The 15,793-nt window shown below is 60.4% G+C and carries 13 protein-coding genes and 3 pseudogenes; 9 read left to right on the forward strand and 7 right to left on the reverse strand.

Going from position 1 to position 15,793, the window contains the following annotated elements; all coding sequences use genetic code 11:
- Positions 1-8 precede the first annotated feature (8 nt).
- The 7 genes from MOV74_RS07410 to MOV74_RS07440 all read left to right on the forward strand — a co-directional run bounded on the left by MOV74_RS07410 (position 9) and on the right by MOV74_RS07440 (position 5,997).
- Positions 9-611 (forward strand): isoprenylcysteine carboxylmethyltransferase family protein, encoded by a 603-nt coding sequence (locus tag MOV74_RS07410; RefSeq protein ID WP_246919609.1) that lies wholly within the window; start codon positions 9-11, stop codon positions 609-611.
- 50 nt (positions 612-661) lie between these two features.
- Entirely contained in the window at positions 662-1,108 is a 447-nt protein-coding gene (locus MOV74_RS07415) for a hypothetical protein (protein ID WP_246919612.1), read from the forward strand.
- 9 nt (positions 1,109-1,117) lie between these two features.
- Complete coding sequence (locus MOV74_RS07420) at positions 1,118-2,455, forward strand: TadG family pilus assembly protein (RefSeq protein ID WP_246919615.1); 1,338 nt, start codon at positions 1,118-1,120, stop codon at positions 2,453-2,455.
- Positions 2,452-2,871 (forward strand): pilus assembly protein, encoded by a 420-nt coding sequence (locus MOV74_RS07425; RefSeq protein WP_309486788.1) that lies wholly within the window; start codon positions 2,452-2,454, stop codon positions 2,869-2,871. The genes MOV74_RS07420 and MOV74_RS07425 overlap by 4 nt, the downstream gene beginning before the upstream one ends.
- A gap of 442 nt (positions 2,872-3,313) precedes the next feature.
- Positions 3,314-4,969, forward strand: coding sequence for a type II and III secretion system protein family protein (locus MOV74_RS07430; protein ID WP_246919621.1), 1,656 nt, complete (start codon positions 3,314-3,316; stop codon positions 4,967-4,969).
- 12 nt (positions 4,970-4,981) lie between these two features.
- Positions 4,982-5,380 carry a hypothetical protein gene (locus MOV74_RS07435; protein ID WP_246919624.1) on the forward strand — a complete coding sequence of 133 codons (399 nt, stop codon included), beginning with the start codon at positions 4,982-4,984 and terminating at the stop codon, positions 5,378-5,380.
- A gap of 167 nt (positions 5,381-5,547) precedes the next feature.
- Entirely contained in the window at positions 5,548-5,997 is a 450-nt protein-coding gene (locus MOV74_RS07440) for a tetratricopeptide repeat protein (protein ID WP_246919628.1), read from the forward strand.
- Between the two features lie 945 nt (positions 5,998-6,942).
- Here the strand turns inward: MOV74_RS07440 and MOV74_RS07445 are convergent.
- The 3 genes and pseudogenes from MOV74_RS07445 to MOV74_RS40975 all read right to left on the reverse strand — a co-directional run.
- Complete coding sequence (locus MOV74_RS07445) at positions 6,943-7,518, reverse strand: hypothetical protein (RefSeq protein WP_246919631.1); 576 nt, start codon at positions 7,516-7,518, stop codon at positions 6,943-6,945.
- A pseudogene (locus MOV74_RS07450) lies at positions 7,515-7,721 on the reverse strand (single-stranded DNA-binding protein); the annotation flags it as partial. The pseudogene MOV74_RS07450 and the gene MOV74_RS07445, both read right to left, overlap by 4 nt.
- Positions 7,718-8,229 (reverse strand): annotated as a pseudogene (locus tag MOV74_RS40975) (EamA family transporter); the annotation flags it as partial. The pseudogenes MOV74_RS07450 and MOV74_RS40975, both read right to left, overlap by 4 nt.
- 1,078 nt (positions 8,230-9,307) lie before the next feature.
- Between MOV74_RS40975 and MOV74_RS07460 the strand changes: the two are divergent.
- Positions 9,308-9,557: pseudogene (locus tag MOV74_RS07460) on the forward strand (transposase); the annotation flags it as partial.
- A gap of 222 nt (positions 9,558-9,779) precedes the next feature.
- Positions 9,780-10,178, forward strand: a complete 399-nt coding sequence (locus tag MOV74_RS07465) for a hypothetical protein (RefSeq protein WP_246919638.1) — start codon at positions 9,780-9,782, stop codon at positions 10,176-10,178.
- On the opposite strand, the gene MOV74_RS07470 is transcribed toward MOV74_RS07465, so the two are convergent.
- From MOV74_RS07470 to MOV74_RS07485, 4 genes are all read right to left on the reverse strand, one after another.
- Positions 10,162-10,599, reverse strand: a complete 438-nt coding sequence (locus tag MOV74_RS07470; protein ID WP_246919641.1) for a hypothetical protein — start codon at positions 10,597-10,599, stop codon at positions 10,162-10,164. The genes MOV74_RS07465 and MOV74_RS07470 overlap by 17 nt on opposite strands.
- 23 nt (positions 10,600-10,622) lie before the next feature.
- On the reverse strand, positions 10,623-13,934 hold the full coding sequence (locus MOV74_RS07475) for a CHAT domain-containing protein (RefSeq protein ID WP_246919645.1): 3,312 nt from the start codon (positions 13,932-13,934) through the stop codon (positions 10,623-10,625).
- Between the two features lie 277 nt (positions 13,935-14,211).
- The gene (locus tag MOV74_RS07480) at positions 14,212-14,685 is read right to left on the reverse strand and encodes a hypothetical protein (RefSeq protein WP_246919649.1); all 474 of its coding nucleotides are present in this window, start codon (positions 14,683-14,685) and stop codon (positions 14,212-14,214) included.
- A 717-nt stretch (positions 14,686-15,402) separates the two neighbouring features.
- A partial coding sequence (locus MOV74_RS07485) for a hypothetical protein (RefSeq protein WP_246919652.1) occupies positions 15,403-15,793 on the reverse strand: 391 nt, incomplete at its 5' end.

The following is a 15,793-nucleotide window of genomic DNA, read 5'->3' on the forward strand; positions in this document are numbered from 1 at the left end:
ATCGAACAATGCAACTGTTCGGCGGCATGTGGTTCATGTTGCTGGCGTTTGGCGTCGCCATCAAGATCGGATCATCGGCTCATGATCCCTGGCCGTCGCTCCTGTCGAGTGTCTGCCTCGCTGCCTTCTACGTGCTCCTGGCGCTGTTGATCATCACGCGGCCGCCGGCGAAGGCGCAAGCGAAGGGCCGTCTCCCAAGGATCGCGGCGTTCGTCGGCACCTATATGCCGTGGACGATCGCCTTCTTCGGCGAAACCGACAAGGCGTTGCCGAACCTGGCGTCTACCGCGTGCGTGTTGATCGGCATGATCATGATGCTGGTCACCATCCGACATCTTGGCAGGTCGTTCAGTCTGGTGCCACAGGCGCGCAACGTGGTGCAAACGGGTCCGTATCGGTGGATCAAGCACCCGCTCTACCTCGCGGAAGAAATCGCGGTGTTGGGTGTGGTGTTGAGAAGTCCGACACCGCTAACAGCGGTCTTGCTCGTCTTGCATATCGGCGTTCAGGTTTGCCGAATCTATTACGAAGAGGACCTGCTTCGGCGCAACTGCCCGGAATATTCCAGTTACGAAGCATCGCGCTGGAGAGTGATCCCTTACGTTTGGTGAGTGCTGTTCCGGTCGAGACCGGAAGGGTGAGTATCGGTGGAGGTCAACTCATGAGCCACAAGAAGTCGTTGATCGTGGATCAACGCGGCGCCGTCGGGCTTGAGGCCATGATCGTCTACATTTTCTTGGCGTCGTTCCTGCTTGTGCCGCTCGCCGACCTGGCTGCTGCGGGCTTCCAGTTTATCTCCGCATGGAGCGCATTGCGCTCCTTCGGGCAATATGTGCAGTACGCTAACCCGCTCGCCCCTGACGGCACGGTGAGCTGGAAGACTGGGCTACAGACGACAGTCTCTGGTCATGCGATCAGCAACCTTCAGGTTTTGTGCGGTGACGCAGGCGCCGCCTGTTCGCCAAGCAATCTAGCTTCTCCAAAGTACATTACATTTTCGACAACCATCACTTTGGCCCCGCTTGGGGCACGCCCGCCTTTTGTGAGTTCGCTGCTGTGTCCGACCACCTGCACGTATACGCTGCGTCACTCAGAACGCTTCCAGTAGGGTGTTTCCATGCGTGATCTGCTCAGTTCCCAACGAGGTTCCGCCGCATTAGCAACAGTCATCGCTCTCGTGCCGCTCATCGGAGTAGTCGCGATCGGGGCCGAGGCCGGATCGTGGTACGTCACCCGCCAGCACGCGCAGAACGCCGCCGACTCAGCGGCCTATTCGGGCGCATTGCGGCTGTCATGTACGATGGCGGGTGCGGCCTGCGAAACCCAGACAGTGGATTATCGCGGCAAGGAATTCGCGGCTCAGAATGGGTTTTGCAACTACAGTCCCAACGACGCTACCGGCTATCCGGGCAGAAACTGTCCGACAAGCCTACCGACCAGAACCTCGCGGGCCGTGCAGATCGATATCGGCGATTACAATGCGGGCGCGTTCACAACGCCACCTGCAGGCACCGGCAACGCTGTTCGCGCCAGAGTCAGCCAGCAACAACCGGCGTACCTGGCGGCCGTGCTGGGTTTGACCACCGTCAACATCCCCGCCCAAGCCATTGCAATGGTCCAGCAGCCGACCGAGGCCTGCGTCCTGGCGCTTGGACCTGACTCAGGCGCACTCAAGCTTGCTGGTAACCTCAGCAACAACGGAACTGGCTGCGCTCTGATGTCGGATACCAGTGTTCAACTCGCCAGCACTCCAACGTTCACCGGCTCGGGATGGGCAGTTTATGGTGTAAGTGGCTGCACCCCCACAGGCAGCTGCAGCAATGTTAGCGTGCCGCACAACTATTTCATGACGTACGCTAGCAATCCGCTCAGCAAACTGGACACCGCATCGTTCAACAGCAGGACGGGCAATACAAATATGCCCTGCACCCTTCAGGCGGATGGGTGGAAGCATTGCGCGCCAAATAGCGCCGGGACTGGAGCCTACGGCAGTTTCACGGTGCAGAACGGCGACAAGTACGTTTTGGACCCGGGAACATATTTCTTCTACAAAGCAAATATAAAGATGACCGGCGGACAACTGAAAGGCGTGGGCGTAACCCTCGTCTTGCTCGGAGACTCGCAGCTTACCATCAACGGGGGGACGGCTGATCTCTCCGCACCTGCCACTAACACCTTCTCCTCTGATCTAAATGGCGTCCTGATTGATGATCAGGCCCCGAGCAAGACCAGCAACAAGGTCACCATAAACGGTGGCGGCCAGGTTAGCCTGGGCGGGGCAATCTACTTCCCCAAGGTCGACGTTAGCTGGGCCGGTACGACTGCCAGCTCTAATACGACCTGTTCGCAAGTGATCGCCAAAACGATCCACATGAGCGGTGGCGGCTACCTCAGCACGCAAGGCTGTGCTCCGGCCACCATCATTTACACCCAAGTTGTCGCTTTGGTGCAATGATGAGAAAGCTCGACAATCGCGGGATGGCGCCGTTTGAATTTATCATGGTGTCCGTGGCGCTTTTCACGTTGATGTTCGTCATCTTCGATCTCGGGCGCTATGCCATCACGATGCAATCCTTGCGGACGCTCGCGAGTGCTGGCGCCCGTGCGGTCATGATTAGCTGCTATACGCCTGCCTTGCTTCAAAGCCCGCCGCAGTCGCCGGCCGGCTGCATCGGGGATCCCCTGTCCACCGCCGCCAAGAAGAACGCGGCCCCCTTCCTGTTTTTCGGAGGTCTGACGCCAACGCTGACCGTGGGGGCCAACAGCAACAGCCTGAGTGTTACAGCTTCCCAGGCAAAGTTTACGATGCTGATGCCCATATGGGGCACAACGCTCAACGCGCCGAGCGCCTCCAACCAGATTCCCTTCTAGCCCAAATATGGCAGCATGCTTGACATATTTTGCACGGGAACTAGGTTGGTCGAGTTCGGCCAAATGCGCGGGTGCGGAATTGCATCAGAGTGATTTGCACTCGGCAAGCGAATCTCCAAGCGTGCGACCGAATGTCCTTCGATAGCAAAGCCGCGACGCGAGCGCGCCAACGGCGGTCGTGCTGCGGGATAGTTCCCCACAGCCCGTGGGAATGATGCGCGCTGGCAACATTGAAGAGTTTTCTTTCTGCTCGCGGCGGTGCGGTAAGTATCACGTCTTGCAACCTGCCTGCATGAAGGAGGATGATCTTGGAAACACGAAGTAACGAATTGTAGTGGGACAGATTGTAAGCTCTGCGACGTGGTGCGCAGAGGGGACATGTTGAGGACGTCGAGTACGTAGATTTGCGGGGATCTCCGTGGATCGCAGTGGGGGGACTCGGATGACTGGCGATCGCGTTTCGGGTAGCAAGGTCTGGAGGCTTCTCGCCTTCGGCGTGATGGGTCTGGGCGCGGCGCTCGCCTCCTCTGGGTTCACCGACCGCGCGGCGGCTGCAGACCGGCGCGGCTCCTCCGGCGGCGTCATCGTCAGCGAGATGAATGACGTCCAGCGGGTCAAGCTCGTCGTCAACAAGTCACGCACCTTCAAAGTCGACACGGCCTTTGCGACGATCGTGGCGGGTTCGTCTGACATCGTCGACGTGAAGTCGCTGAGCGATCATCTCATCTACGTGCAGGGCAAACAGACCGGCACTACCAACGTCATCCTGTTCGACAGCTCGATGAAGCAGATCGGGATCCTCGACGTCGAGGTCGTGATCGATACCGGCAATCTGCAGCAGAACATCCGGACCAGCACCGGCGGACAGGGTATTCGCGTGTCGGCTTCCGAGGGCCAGGTGGTGCTCAGCGGGGTCGCCGCTGACGCAGTTACGGCCGAGCGGGCGATGGCGATCGCCACCAGCACGGTCGCAAAAGGGGGCGTCGTCGTTAACGCGATGAGCGTCGCGGCGCCGCAACAGGTGATGCTCGAGGTGCGCTTTCTTGAGGTCAACCGAGAAGCCGGCCGCAACCTCGGCGTCAATCTTTATGCGGCCAATGCCAACGGCACGAACGTTGGTAATACCGGGCTGGGTCGTGTGACCGCCGCTGGTCGGTCACCGATTGGTGGGATCAATACCGCCAACGGTCCTCTCGGTGCCGGGGGAGGAACTGTCGGCAAGGACCCGACGGGGAGCCTTCCAATCCTCGGAACTCTGGGGACGCTCGCCGGTACTGCGGGGGGCATCGCACCGGCCCCGTTCGGAAGCTTGTTGACCAGCATTGTCAGGACCAGCAGCGGGGGCTCGGTGGACCTGTTGATCTCGGCGCTGGAAACCAAAGGATTGGCACGCCGGCTGGCGGAGCCAAATCTGACCACGCTGTCCGGCGATGCCGCCCGCTTTCTCGCCGGCGGCGAGTTTCCAGTACCGATCCCGACCCAGACGACAAACGGCTTTCCTACCATCACAATTGACTACAAGAAGTTCGGTGTTGAGCTCGCCTTCGTCCCCACTGTGCTCTCGCGCGGTGTGATCAATCTTCGCGTCGAGCCGTCGGTCAGCGAACTTGATTTCGCCAACGCGGTGACGATCCAGGGGACGACCGTTCCTGCTCTGACCCGCCGCGACGCGCGAACCACGGTTGAGTTGCGCGACGGCCAGAGCTTTGCGATCGCCGGTCTGCTCCAGACCCGGAATCGGCAGGACGTTTCGCAACTGCCTTGGATCGGCTCGGTGCCGGTGATTGGAAGCCTGTTCAGCAGCAAATCGTATCAGCAGGAGGAGACCGATCTGGTGATCATCGTGACGCCGCGCCTGGTGGCGCCGGCGGCACCCGGTCAGCAACTGGCCTCGCCACTCGACTCCCGTCTGCCCGCCAACGACGTCGATTTCTTCCTCAACGGCCAGATGGAAGTCCGCAAGCGTTACAATGACTACGTCAATTCCGGAGGCGAGGTGAAGGGACCGTATGGCCACATCATCGCGCCTGAAGTCCGGGCCCCCGTCGTCGTCCCGGCCGCTAGTGCCGATCAGACGGTCGTCAAAACTCTAAACTAGAGGACGCGCGAGATGACGATCAGGTATCTGGTTCTGTTTGCGCCCATCCTGCTCGGGGGATGTTACGGCGTCGCCGGTCATGACGAGGTGGACCGCTACTTTCAGCGTTCAAACAGCATCACGATGACCGCCGGCGATGCCAAGCAGGTCAACGCCGTGACTCATACAATCCATCCATGGCCGCGATACGTCGGCGATCGCCGGATCGCATACGACGCGCGGCGCGTGGGTGCGGCCGTAACGCGATACGGCAACCAGCAACAGCCGGTGGATCAGCTTCCCGACATGGGCGATCCGACGAAACTCATGGGCCAGCGGCCTCCGGTCACGCAGAATGTCAACGTAACTGGATTGGGTGCGGGAGCATCGGCGGGAGTATCGGTGCCAGTGGGCGGGGCGGCGGGCAGGTAGCGGCTTTTGGTAGTTGAGTTTACGAGGGACATTTGCGTGCGGTGCAGTGAGTCCGCTGGGCCGGGCGGGGGACAAAAATTATGCGACGTGCCATTCTACTGCTGACCTGTTGCTGGCTGGCGCCAGGCCTTGCGGGATGTGACTATACCACGAGGGAGGCTGCCATCGTGGCTCCGGTCGAGCCACCGGGTGGGGACCCGGTGCAGGAGCCGACCGACGTCAAGTACTACCCGTCGGACGAGCCTGTGCGGCTGGGGCTGGAGCATTACAATCGCGGCAGTTACGGGCTCTCACAGCGCTATTTCAAGGACGCCGTCGAGAAATCACCCAAGGACGTCACGGCCTGGATTGGTCTCGCAGCGAGCTACGACAAGCTGCGTCGTTTCGACCTGGCCGATCAGGCCTATGCGCAAGCGATCCGGCTGGGAGGCGAAACCGTTCAGATCCTGAATGACCAGGGATATTCGTACATGCTGCGCGGCAATCTGAGTGCGGCGCGACGGAAGTTCGAAAAGGCCTATTCGCTCGATCCTGGTAATCCCGTTATCGCCAACAACCTTGAACTTCTCAATGGCAGCCGGCGCTTCATTGAAAGACCACCGAACAACCAACCTTAGCTAACATAGGGAAAGTACTTCGGTTCGTTTCCGGTCAGTGTGAGGAGGTTGTAGAGCGATCACTGAGCTGTCGTCGGCTGCGGGCAAGTCCCGGGCACTCACGGCGCAAGTCACTACCTGAAGCCAACCGAGACGAAGTTGCTGGCGCACTTCGGACGCAGCGCCAGATTTGTCCAGCTCCAGCCGACATGCCGGAGGCCGACCGTCCTGCGTTGGCGCAGTTCGATTCGCTCTGAGCGGCGAGCGAGGAGATCATCGGAGGTGGTTCGGTCGGACGTACATCGCTTGAGCAGCCGAGATGCGTGATCGTGCCCCTTACCACGTCGGTCTGCGAATGCATGGAGCGCAAAAGCGCTGTCCGGCACATTAAACTCCAGCGACGCTTGATCCAGCAGGACTGCTTCCGGACCATGGAGAAGCCGACGATGAGCGAGTCGGTTTCGCAGTCTGCGAAACCAGGTCCCGGTCCGGCAAGGACGGTCACCCTGCAAGTCGCCGGAGAAGAATCCGGAAAGCGAGTTGCGGAGCAACACCGGACTGCGGCATCGCACCCGCGAACCTTTAAGTCAGCCGAGTCAGTGAGGCTGCTGTTTGAACATCTGCTAGCATTTTCAGCCAGGCGCTGCTTCACGGACCGCGCCGGGCGCAGGTCGCTCACGCGGTTCGATTTGCCATTAGAGCGCGACGGTACTCATCGACAGCGATGAAGGCCTTGATGAATGCTTGCAGACCCCCGATCGCCTTATGTAGCCCGGTCTCAACTGTGGCTGCGCCATGCTCTCTCGTTGGCCTCGCTCCGATCGTGACCAATTTGAACGAAGGGCCAACCGCTTCCTTTCGGTTGTGCCAGGATAATACGGCGCAGCGATGCGAACGATATGATCAAGCTGATGCTATCCTTGAGCGCCTGCCGGAATGGAAAGGTCGGAATCGCGATCTGTGGTTTCAGCGCAGCCGGCGCAGCGGTCCGGCTCCGAAGCGCTGATTCCTGATCTCGCGAAGGAGCAGCATGCGCTTGGTTTGTGCGGCGTTTAGCAGGCCCTCGAACAGGACCAGGACCTCGCGCGCCTGCACGTAGACTTCGGTGGTGATGGCGTGTTGGTCAAAGCCATAGGTCGCAAGCCGCGCGTCGATCTCGGCCGCAGCGATGGGATCACATCGCCAGCTCAGGGCATTCTGCAGCGTGTGGGCCTCGGCCTCCGCTTCGAACTCGGGATCGATCCCGACCAAGTCGATGCGCCGCAACGTCGCCTCCACCGCCTTTTGGCGATAGGTCTCGAGCAATTTATGCCGCAACATGCGGTAGCGCTGGATGTCCCAGTACAGCTCGGCGACATCGATTGCGAGCAACCACTCGATGGCGGATTGCGGCGCAAGGTCGGCAAAGATCGCGTTCCGGAGTGCGCGGTAGTGTTCGAGCTGTTCGCCCGGCAGCAGCAGGGGCGGTGGTGCCAAGGCCTCCAACTCGACCGGCAGCGCCGTGACGGTGAGCTCGCGCGTGGTTTGGAACAGACCGTTCATCCGGCGGCCTCCGAATCCAAGTTGGCGGCAAGCGGCGCGGCTTTGACCGTGGCCTCGGCCGCAATGTAGACCGGGGTCGCGGCCCACAGGTCTAGCGCGACCGGTAAGGGCGCGATCTGCAGGTTCGCCCACCACGCCCGCTCGTTGCCGTGCCGGTGCAGCTCGTGGTGATGGATGCGGCACAACGGCACGGTGAACTCATCAGGGCCGCGATTTGGCCCGCGCCGAGCGGTTCGTGCAGGGTCGCAGCGGATGCCACCACGCCGACGACGGGAACGCCGATCGTGCCGATCGAGGCAATTGAGGCCCGAAGCCGGGCCAGCGCCGCGAACCAGCTCACATAGCCGCATCAGCGTCACATAGACGATCAGGACTCCAGCCAAGCTGGGTCTCGATCGCGAGTCCGATCAACGTGATTGGAAGACAGCCGATCAGGATCTGCCAAGCGGCCGATGAGAGTGGCATTTGGATTGGCAGTTTCTTGGCGAAGACGGTGCCAAATGCGAAGCCGATCGCGCCGCCCAAGGCCACCACGATGCCGTGAAGCTTTCCCAGCTCGCAGTGATGCCGTTGCCGCCCATGATGGTCGCGAGCCCGGCGAGCGCCTTGAACAACGCCGTCGTGCGCAACACGGTGCTCGGCGAAAAGCCGACCGGCAATCGAAGCCCACACCGGCATGGTATAGCCGATCAGCGCGACTTCGCTGGTGGGGTAAACTGATATGACGACAACCTTTCACCCGCCCCTTCTGGATGTAGAAGATCGTGTTCGCCTATGTTCTTCCCCTCGCCCACGTTGGCGAGAAAGTCTCTCGGGTCAAACGGTGTATTGGTGGTCCTGCCGGCCATGCCGATTTTAGGCCTCATGCACATCCGCTTTGGCCTTTCGCCCAGAGGCGGGGCCAATAATCAGCAGACGAAGGGCCCTTCGCCCTGTTCATCGGAGCGCCATTTCGCGCCTCGGCGAAGCGAGCGTTGGGACTCGGCTTATCTCCGACGTCGACAACTATATCACGGCTTTGAACTTGCCGGTCGTTTTGCATTCCGAACACTCGAAGATGCGGACTTCGTGACCAGGCTGGTCAGGCTCAATGCAAACGAGCCGCATAGCCTTGCCGCACCTCAAACACGGATGAATTCCGAACTCGGCGCTGTTGTATAGCGGGTTTGGCTGGACAGATGACATCTGCTTTCCCCGAAGTTAGGCGGGAGCATACTGATCTCTCCGTCGCCGATAACTGCCTCTCGGAACGGCGATAGACCCAGTCTGGCTCAACTCATGGCGTCGGTCCTGGTCAATATTGACCAACACTTTGAATTTGGTTCGAGAGTTCTCTTTCTGGCTGACGGTGCTTGTTAGCGGGAAGTTCTCAGATGGATCCGTTCGCCCTTTTTAGTTGGATCGGAGGTGTCACAAGCTCACCAGGGCAGTGAAATGACGATATTGCAGCCTGTGCAGCGGGCATGCGGCATCGATCGCAGATCATCAGGTGCGGTTCTTGCGGCAACTCTGTAGCGTCGGTCACCGGAGCAAAGGTGAGCAATTTTGCTCAGACTCCACGATAGGACTATGCAATTCGTGCCGCACCGGGGTTTTGCAAATCCACCCGGGCCTGGGAAGCCGCTGCCCGCGACACAGATTAAGCGAGCGGCGTTTTTTCCCTGAGGTAAGGCCGCCTCAGTTGGCGGCTCTTTAAATTTTTGCGAATGTCGCCTGCTGTCCCGAATGCGAAGTCTAGGCAGCATCCCGGGTGGTCGGCCATAGGGGTAGACCGGAAGCAGCCGCCGCCTTCGTTGCGGCCCTTGATCTGGCAGAACTTGGGTTCGGTGGCGTTGAGCCTGCCGGGACCGGTAGGCCGTCGTATCATCCGGCTGCGCTCTTAGGGCTCTACATTTACGGCTATCCCAACCGTGTTCATTCGAGCCGCCGGCTCGAGCGTGAAGCTGGCCGCAACGTCGAAGTGATGTGGCTGCTCGCCCGGCTGGCGCCCGATCACAAAACGATTGCCGATTTCGGCAAGGACAACGGTCCCGGCATCAAAAACCGTGCAGAACGCCAAGACAAAGGCGCCATTCGCCGACACCTTGTGCACGCGATAGGCGGCAAAGCCAAACAGCAGCGGGATCACAACGGAAGCGAGCCGCAGTGGAAGCGGCGAGATGTTGGATACGTTCGTAACGAGACTGTACGCGATGACCAGAAGCAGCGATGGAATGAGCACATACGGCACTGCATAGCTCGAAATACCGCAGCGGATGCCGATGTCGCTCGAGACTGGCGTTGACCTGGTCGAGCTCACGCCTCAAGCCATCGAGTTGGCCAACGATATCATCGATCTCGCCAGCATCGGACGCACCACCCGCAGCTCGTGCGAGCAATGCTTGCAGACGATCGCCTCATCCTTAATCGTTTCGGCGCAGAACGGACATTCCATCGGTGAGCGTCGGTTTCGTGGGATTCCTGATCATCTCGAGCTCGGCTCGTGCGTTCCGCAATTGATCCCACAGAGAATCGCGTTTTCGAACGAGATCATCGAACTCGTCGATCAGCGTGGCCGGTATGGCAATGTCGCGCGAACGGGCTGCGCAAACCAGTGCTCCCTCGGCGTTTTCCGATCGGCAATAGAGACAGCTCATTGGCATACTACGGCTCCACCTTAAGGGTGAAGATTGTGCTGGCCGGCCGACCGTCGGTGTCCTTCACGTCCACTCTCAGCGTGTATTCGCCCGCCGGCAGTTCCGCATCCAGGATATTGATGCCGTCACGTCGGATGAACGGCTTGGCCCGCGAAGTGAGATCGACATTCGGGGTACGAAGATAGATGACCTTGACCGATTCCGGATCAATCTTGGCACCGCCAAAGGCTTCGAACTTCAGTTGAAGCCGCAACGGCGAGTGAACGGTCTCTCCCGGTAAGACCACTTCCACCCTGGGGCCGCGCAGAATTCCACGACGATCTGCGGCAATGGCACCTATTGGCGGCGGTAGCCTTGCTTCCTCCTCCGTGATGAGTTGCGTCGCGTGTGCCACCCCCGGGATCAGAAGGCTGACGGCAAAAGCGCCTACCCACATCTTGTTCATGGCCTGCCTTGTTACCTCGCCGCTCAATCCTTCCCTCCGGCGCCCGGTTGCCGCACGCCGCCGTCGCCAATGATCGTGTACGGCGCCCAAAATAGCGGATGTGCATATGCGAATTCCGCTTTGCCTTCACTGCCGAGATAACCGGGCCCATCCACCAGAGCCATCATGGCTTGGCGCAGAGCTTCGCTGCGCCCCAGCGTTGAATCGTCAGCCTGGCGCCTGAACAGGTCGGTGATCAGTTGCCGCGCGGATTGCGAATGCACCGACCAGTTCGTGACGAGCAGCGCACGGGTCCCAGCATAGAAGAAGGCGCGACCGAGCCCCGAGGCGGCTTCTGCTCCGGCTCCCGCGCCGGCACCGGTATTGCAAGCGGACAAGATAACCCAATCGGCATCGAGCTTGAGGCCCAGGATCTCCTCCATCGTCAGAAGCCCATCACCGGCCTCACCGGTGACTGCGGGCGAGGACAGCGCGAGCGCGGGCTGAGTCAGACCATTGAGCTCCCCCGGAACAAGTCCGTGTGTCGCGAAAGCCAGAATCTTGAATCCGGAGAGATTCAGCTTCTTGATCACGCCTTCGGTCGCATCCTTGCCCAGAAACAGCGCCTTCGATGGATCTGCCTGCAGCGCCAGCGCGATCGACTTCAGCTCCTCAGCGGTATCCGGCAGGCGAGGGAGCAGACCCAATTCCGCACTGTCGACGCCATCGAGATTCGGGCTATTGCGGCGCTTCAGCGGCACGCCGCGGGTGAGACTCGCGGTAGGATCAGCCACCTGAACGTTGACCTGACCAGCTTCTGCCTCCGCGAGCTGATCCATATTGAAATACGGGTCGCCGAACGCCACCAATTCGCTTCGACCCGCCTTGCCCGGCGGCAATTGGCGCAGCGTGCGCAAGGCCGCTGCAGACGGGACAGCTGAAACGGCGTGAGTGCGGGCAAGCCACGCCACGTGTCGGTATCCCGCAAACAACGGATCGTCCTCGGGTGCAATCTCAGCTGGCGCGGTCGGCAACAGTGACAATGGCAACAGGCCGAGCGCACCGTTGGTGATAACAATCAGATTCTTGGCGGGCTTCCAGCCGCTCTCCACCGGCTTGAGCAGAAGCTCATAGAGTTCATAAGCAAGCTTCAGGTCGAACGGCGGGATGTCGGAAATCATCGCCGCCTGCGGCTCAAGCGCCTCGCGCAGCTTGCGGATCTTCCTTTCAACATCACCAATGCCGGCTTTCACTACGGCAAAGGCGAGAGGGCCCGATTTCGGAATGGCCCAGACGAAGCTACCGTATTGGCCGAAGTAGACGGACAGTATGGCTTCGCCTTCAGCAAGCGTCGACCGAACTTCCGCCAGGCTCGGCGGCTTCGGTGAGACGAGATCAGCATAGGCCGGGAACTTCTGCTTGATCTCCAGCCGTGCCTTATCGCGCTCGACGCGCAATGTCGCAATCGCGGCCTGGATCTGCTGCATGCCCTTTTCATCGCGCTCCGACGTCGGGATTGCGAGCACATTGTTCAAGAGCCCAAGCTGGGCATTGACCTGCTTCGTGAGGTCCTGCTCCTTGCGCACGAGCTCAGCGAGGATTGGGTCTTTTGCGGCCGCGCGGGCGCTGGACGCGGCCAGTGCCTGCTGGACCGAGCGAGCCCTGATCGCATCAGCAAGGCTGAAAGTTTCCTCGCCGACTTCGTCTGCCGGTCGCGGTGCACGAGCGAGCAGGGCAAAATAGCTCTCCACGGTCATTTGCAGCCTCTGGACGCGAGCGGCTGTGACAGTCGTGTTTTCCTCATCGGCGTTCTCGCGTGTGTTCGCCATCATGACGGGGATCGCAGCTTTGAATTCGCGGATCGCCTCCGCATCGCGATGGGCACGCATCAGTCCGACCGCCAGCGTGCCACGCACCGAAGCCACGTCGAAATGGCTTTCGCCGACACGGCTGATCTGCTTCTGCAGCAACTGCTCGGCGGCGCTGATGCCCGCGTCGACCTGACCGGACGCATACAGCGAAAGGATGCGCGAGGGATTGAGCTCGAACGCCTGGCGGCGCTGCGGCTCCCAATTGACGATGGCCTTGTCGATCCGTGTATAGATCCCGTTTGCCTCCACGCCCTTGCGCTGGAGCGTCAGGATGCCCGCAAGTTGCGCGAGGAATTGCACGGTTGGCTGTGAGTCTTCCGCAAGTCCCAGGGCTTGATTGACTTCCAACGCGGCCTGCACCAATTGCGTAGCCTCTTGATAGCGGCCTTGCTCAACGAGCATGCCGGCGAGACCCACAATGAAGCGCGGCGTAGCCGGGTTGAATTTCCCCACGTCCTTCAAGCGAGAAAGGAGAGCACGGCGCGCGTCGACCTCCGCTTCCGCCAGTTTTCCCTGGCGCGCCTCCGTTCGAGCCAGGTTCAGCACGGTGGTGTCGATCGACCACAGCAGCGTTGATGCGGATGGCGGGTTGGGTGAGGCCAGAAGTTCCTTGATGCTGGCGCGCTTGCGCTGCTCTGTCGTGCGATAAGAGGCTTCCGCCTCGCTGAATTGCCCTCGCGCCTCATAAATCATGGCGCGAGTAAATTCCACCTCAGCCTCCCAGGACTGACCAAATCTGGCATAGGCAGTTCGCCAGGCGGGATGGCCGCTCGTCCTCGCCTCCTGGATCGCACTCAGACTTCGCCGCAGATAAGCTTCGGCCTGTGCGATGTCGCCCATTTGGATCAGAATGCCGGCAACCTGCCGATTTGCGTTGAATTGGTAGCCCTTGCCGCCAGCCGCGTTCGCGATGTCACGGAGTTGACGCTGGTAGATCTCAAGCGCTTTTCTGGGTTCGCCGGCTGCCAGATATTGCTGCCCCGCAAACTGCATCAGGCGCCCCATCATGCTCGGGTCGGAAGCCGCTCGACCTGCTTCAACGGCCTTGTTCGCATCCGCAATCGATGGGTCCAGCCGTCCTAGTTGCGCCCGTGCGTTGCCACGATCGAAATAGAATTGCGCCAGCTTTTGCGGGGATTCCTTGCCCGTTGGCAATGCCTCAGCCGCGGACCTCAACTTCTCGATGGCTTTCAGATCTGGCTTTTCACTGTCGAGGATCGCCGTGATGTCCGAAATCGTGCGCGGCGGTGCAATGAAGCCGGCGGGAAGCGGGGCTCCCGGCGCGAGTTTGGGCGCCACCTCGGCTGGAACCTCGATCGCGACGTTCGCACGTCCGTTGGCGGATTTCAGAGCCGCCATTACACAGGCGCGGACCGGTGGGGTTGCCCGGGCACGACAGCCGCCGAAATCGCCGCCGGCTTGCATGCAGGCCTGAACGATCGGCCGACCGACCTTTATCCGACAACTCCCGATCGCCGCTTCCATCGTGAGGGCGGTGGCAGACGATGCCGACCCTATCAAGACGCAGCTCAAAATCATCTTGCGAGTGGTCGGTAGCAGGAGAGCCAAGAAGAGACTTTCGATTACGCTGTAAGATCGCATTTAAATCCCCTGCTCAGCATGGAATTCGTGCGACGAGACAATTTTGCCGGGGGGCAGCGTCCTGACATCCTCGGCATCCGTCATCTTGGGCGGCAACGAGCCCACCCCGCATCTCGCATCGTTGCGAGGCGCGCCACATACGTCCTAACGGATTTGCATTCTAGCGGTGCCCCGCTCCACCGCCGCCCGCTCCGTGCATCCCGGCATGCCAGCCGCCGCCTCCGCCACGTCCCTGCATGTTGTTGAAGCCGTGGCCCATCATTCCACGTCTGCCACCTCCGCCGCCGCCGTGCATCCCGGCATGCCAGCCGCCGCCTCCTTGATTCCATCTGCCGCCATGGCCGCCCACCAGCTCAACGGCGTCTCCGTCGTGCTTCGCTTGCCCGAGTGGTGCGATCACAAGTGCCAACTGAGAACCGCGCTGGATGTCGGGGTTAATAGCGAAGGTGTACGAGGCGTCAGCGATAGCCGCTGGCGCAGGGGTGGCCGGTAAACAGACGAGCAGTGCGCTTGCTAGAACCAGGGATTCCTTTAAGCCCATTTTGGCCTCCTTGCTGGACGACGTCGGAGCTTTTGCGGCGTTCGCCGCCGGCTCGCTTTTAGTGAACATGGCGCGCGGTTGGGTGGCGCTCATTCGTCACCGCGCTTGGTTAGCGTTTTCGGAATGGAGCGCCAGGATTTAATCCAAGATTTAATTATTAAATACATCCAGCTGATATTCATCGCAACAGAAATCAAACAGTCCTGCAATTTCGTCTGCGGCAACTCGACTCGCCCTGTTCCAGCACGCTTAAAGGCGCACTCGAGACCAGGCGCAAACCCCCTCGATCTCTGCCGGAGGCGAAGCATCGTTGGCGGCCGTGGGCGCTGATCGCCGCGATCGCGGCCTGAGGCCGGCCCCGGGCTAACCACAAGTCCTGATAGGAACGACTTCGCCATCGATATTTGGAAAGTTAGTCTGTGGCGTAGCCGACTGTTCGCAGTCCTGCGAACGCAAATGACGGTCACGGACCATTAGAGCCCTTCCCTCAGGGACGCGATGAATGCTGGGCCAGCGCTCGAAAACACACCTGGGCGGAAGCTGGCTGACGCTTCTTATGGTTGTAGGGAAGACGAATTAGACGGACCGGTGAAAGGCTGCCCTTGGCTATTTCGAATTGCGCTGTCTCACTTCCGAAAGCTAACATCGCAGTCCTGTGAGCGAAGGGCAGTCATGGGACAATTCCGACACGGGCATTGCGAAGAATCCGGTCTCACACGGGTTCGGCGCTGTTCAAAGTGCGATCCGACTGAAATTGTCCTTGAGCGTAAGTCTGAATAGGGGGCACGTGCTCCATGGCCAAGCGATTCTTCAACGCGATTGGCGCAGCGGTCCATTGAGGAAGCGCTGATTCCTGATCTCGCGAAGGAGCAGCATGCGCTTGGTTTGTGCGGCGTTGAGCAGCCCCTCGAACAAGACCAAGACCTCGCGCGCCTGAACGTAGACTTCGGTGCTGATGGCGTGTTGGTCGAAGCCGTAGGTCGCGAGGCGCGCCTCGATCTCAGACGCAGCGACGGGATCACACCGCCAGCTCAGGGCATTTTGTAGCGTGTAGGTTTCGGCCTCCGCTTCGAACTCGGGATCAATTCCGACCATGTCGATGCGCCGCAGCGCCGCCTCAACCGCCTTTTGGCGATAGGTCTCGAGCAATTTATGCCGCAACATGCGGTAGCGCTGGATGTCCCAGGACAGCTCGGCGACG

The sequence above is a fragment of the Bradyrhizobium sp. SHOUNA76 genome, from assembly GCF_023006445.1.
Taxonomy (GTDB): domain Bacteria; phylum Pseudomonadota; class Alphaproteobacteria; order Rhizobiales; family Xanthobacteraceae; genus Bradyrhizobium.

Bases quoted from the DNA above. Each gene is read 5' to 3' on its own strand.
- MOV74_RS07435 (WP_246919624.1), top strand. From the start codon at position 4,982: ATGACGATCAGGTATCTGGTTCTGTTTGCGCCCATCCTGCTCGGGGGA.
- MOV74_RS07430 (WP_246919621.1), top strand. From the start codon at position 3,314: ATGACTGGCGATCGCGTTTCGGGTAGCAAGGTCTGGAGGCTTCTCGCC.
- MOV74_RS07480 (WP_246919649.1), bottom strand. From the start codon at position 14,685: ATGAGCGCCACCCAACCGCGCGCCATGTTCACTAAAAGCGAGCCGGCG.
- MOV74_RS07470 (WP_246919641.1), bottom strand. From the start codon at position 10,599: ATGAACAAGATGTGGGTAGGCGCTTTTGCCGTCAGCCTTCTGATCCCG.
- MOV74_RS07425 (WP_309486788.1), top strand. From the start codon at position 2,452: ATGATGAGAAAGCTCGACAATCGCGGGATGGCGCCGTTTGAATTTATC.
- MOV74_RS07420 (WP_246919615.1), top strand. From the start codon at position 1,118: ATGCGTGATCTGCTCAGTTCCCAACGAGGTTCCGCCGCATTAGCAACA.
- MOV74_RS07415 (WP_246919612.1), top strand. From the start codon at position 662: ATGAGCCACAAGAAGTCGTTGATCGTGGATCAACGCGGCGCCGTCGGG.
- MOV74_RS07410 (WP_246919609.1), top strand. From the start codon at position 9: ATGCAACTGTTCGGCGGCATGTGGTTCATGTTGCTGGCGTTTGGCGTC.
- MOV74_RS07475 (WP_246919645.1), bottom strand. From the start codon at position 13,934: ATGGAAGCGGCGATCGGGAGTTGTCGGATAAAGGTCGGTCGGCCGATC.
- MOV74_RS07445 (WP_246919631.1), bottom strand. From the start codon at position 7,518: ATGAACGGTCTGTTCCAAACCACGCGCGAGCTCACCGTCACGGCGCTG.
- MOV74_RS07465 (WP_246919638.1), top strand. From the start codon at position 9,780: ATGTCGCTCGAGACTGGCGTTGACCTGGTCGAGCTCACGCCTCAAGCC.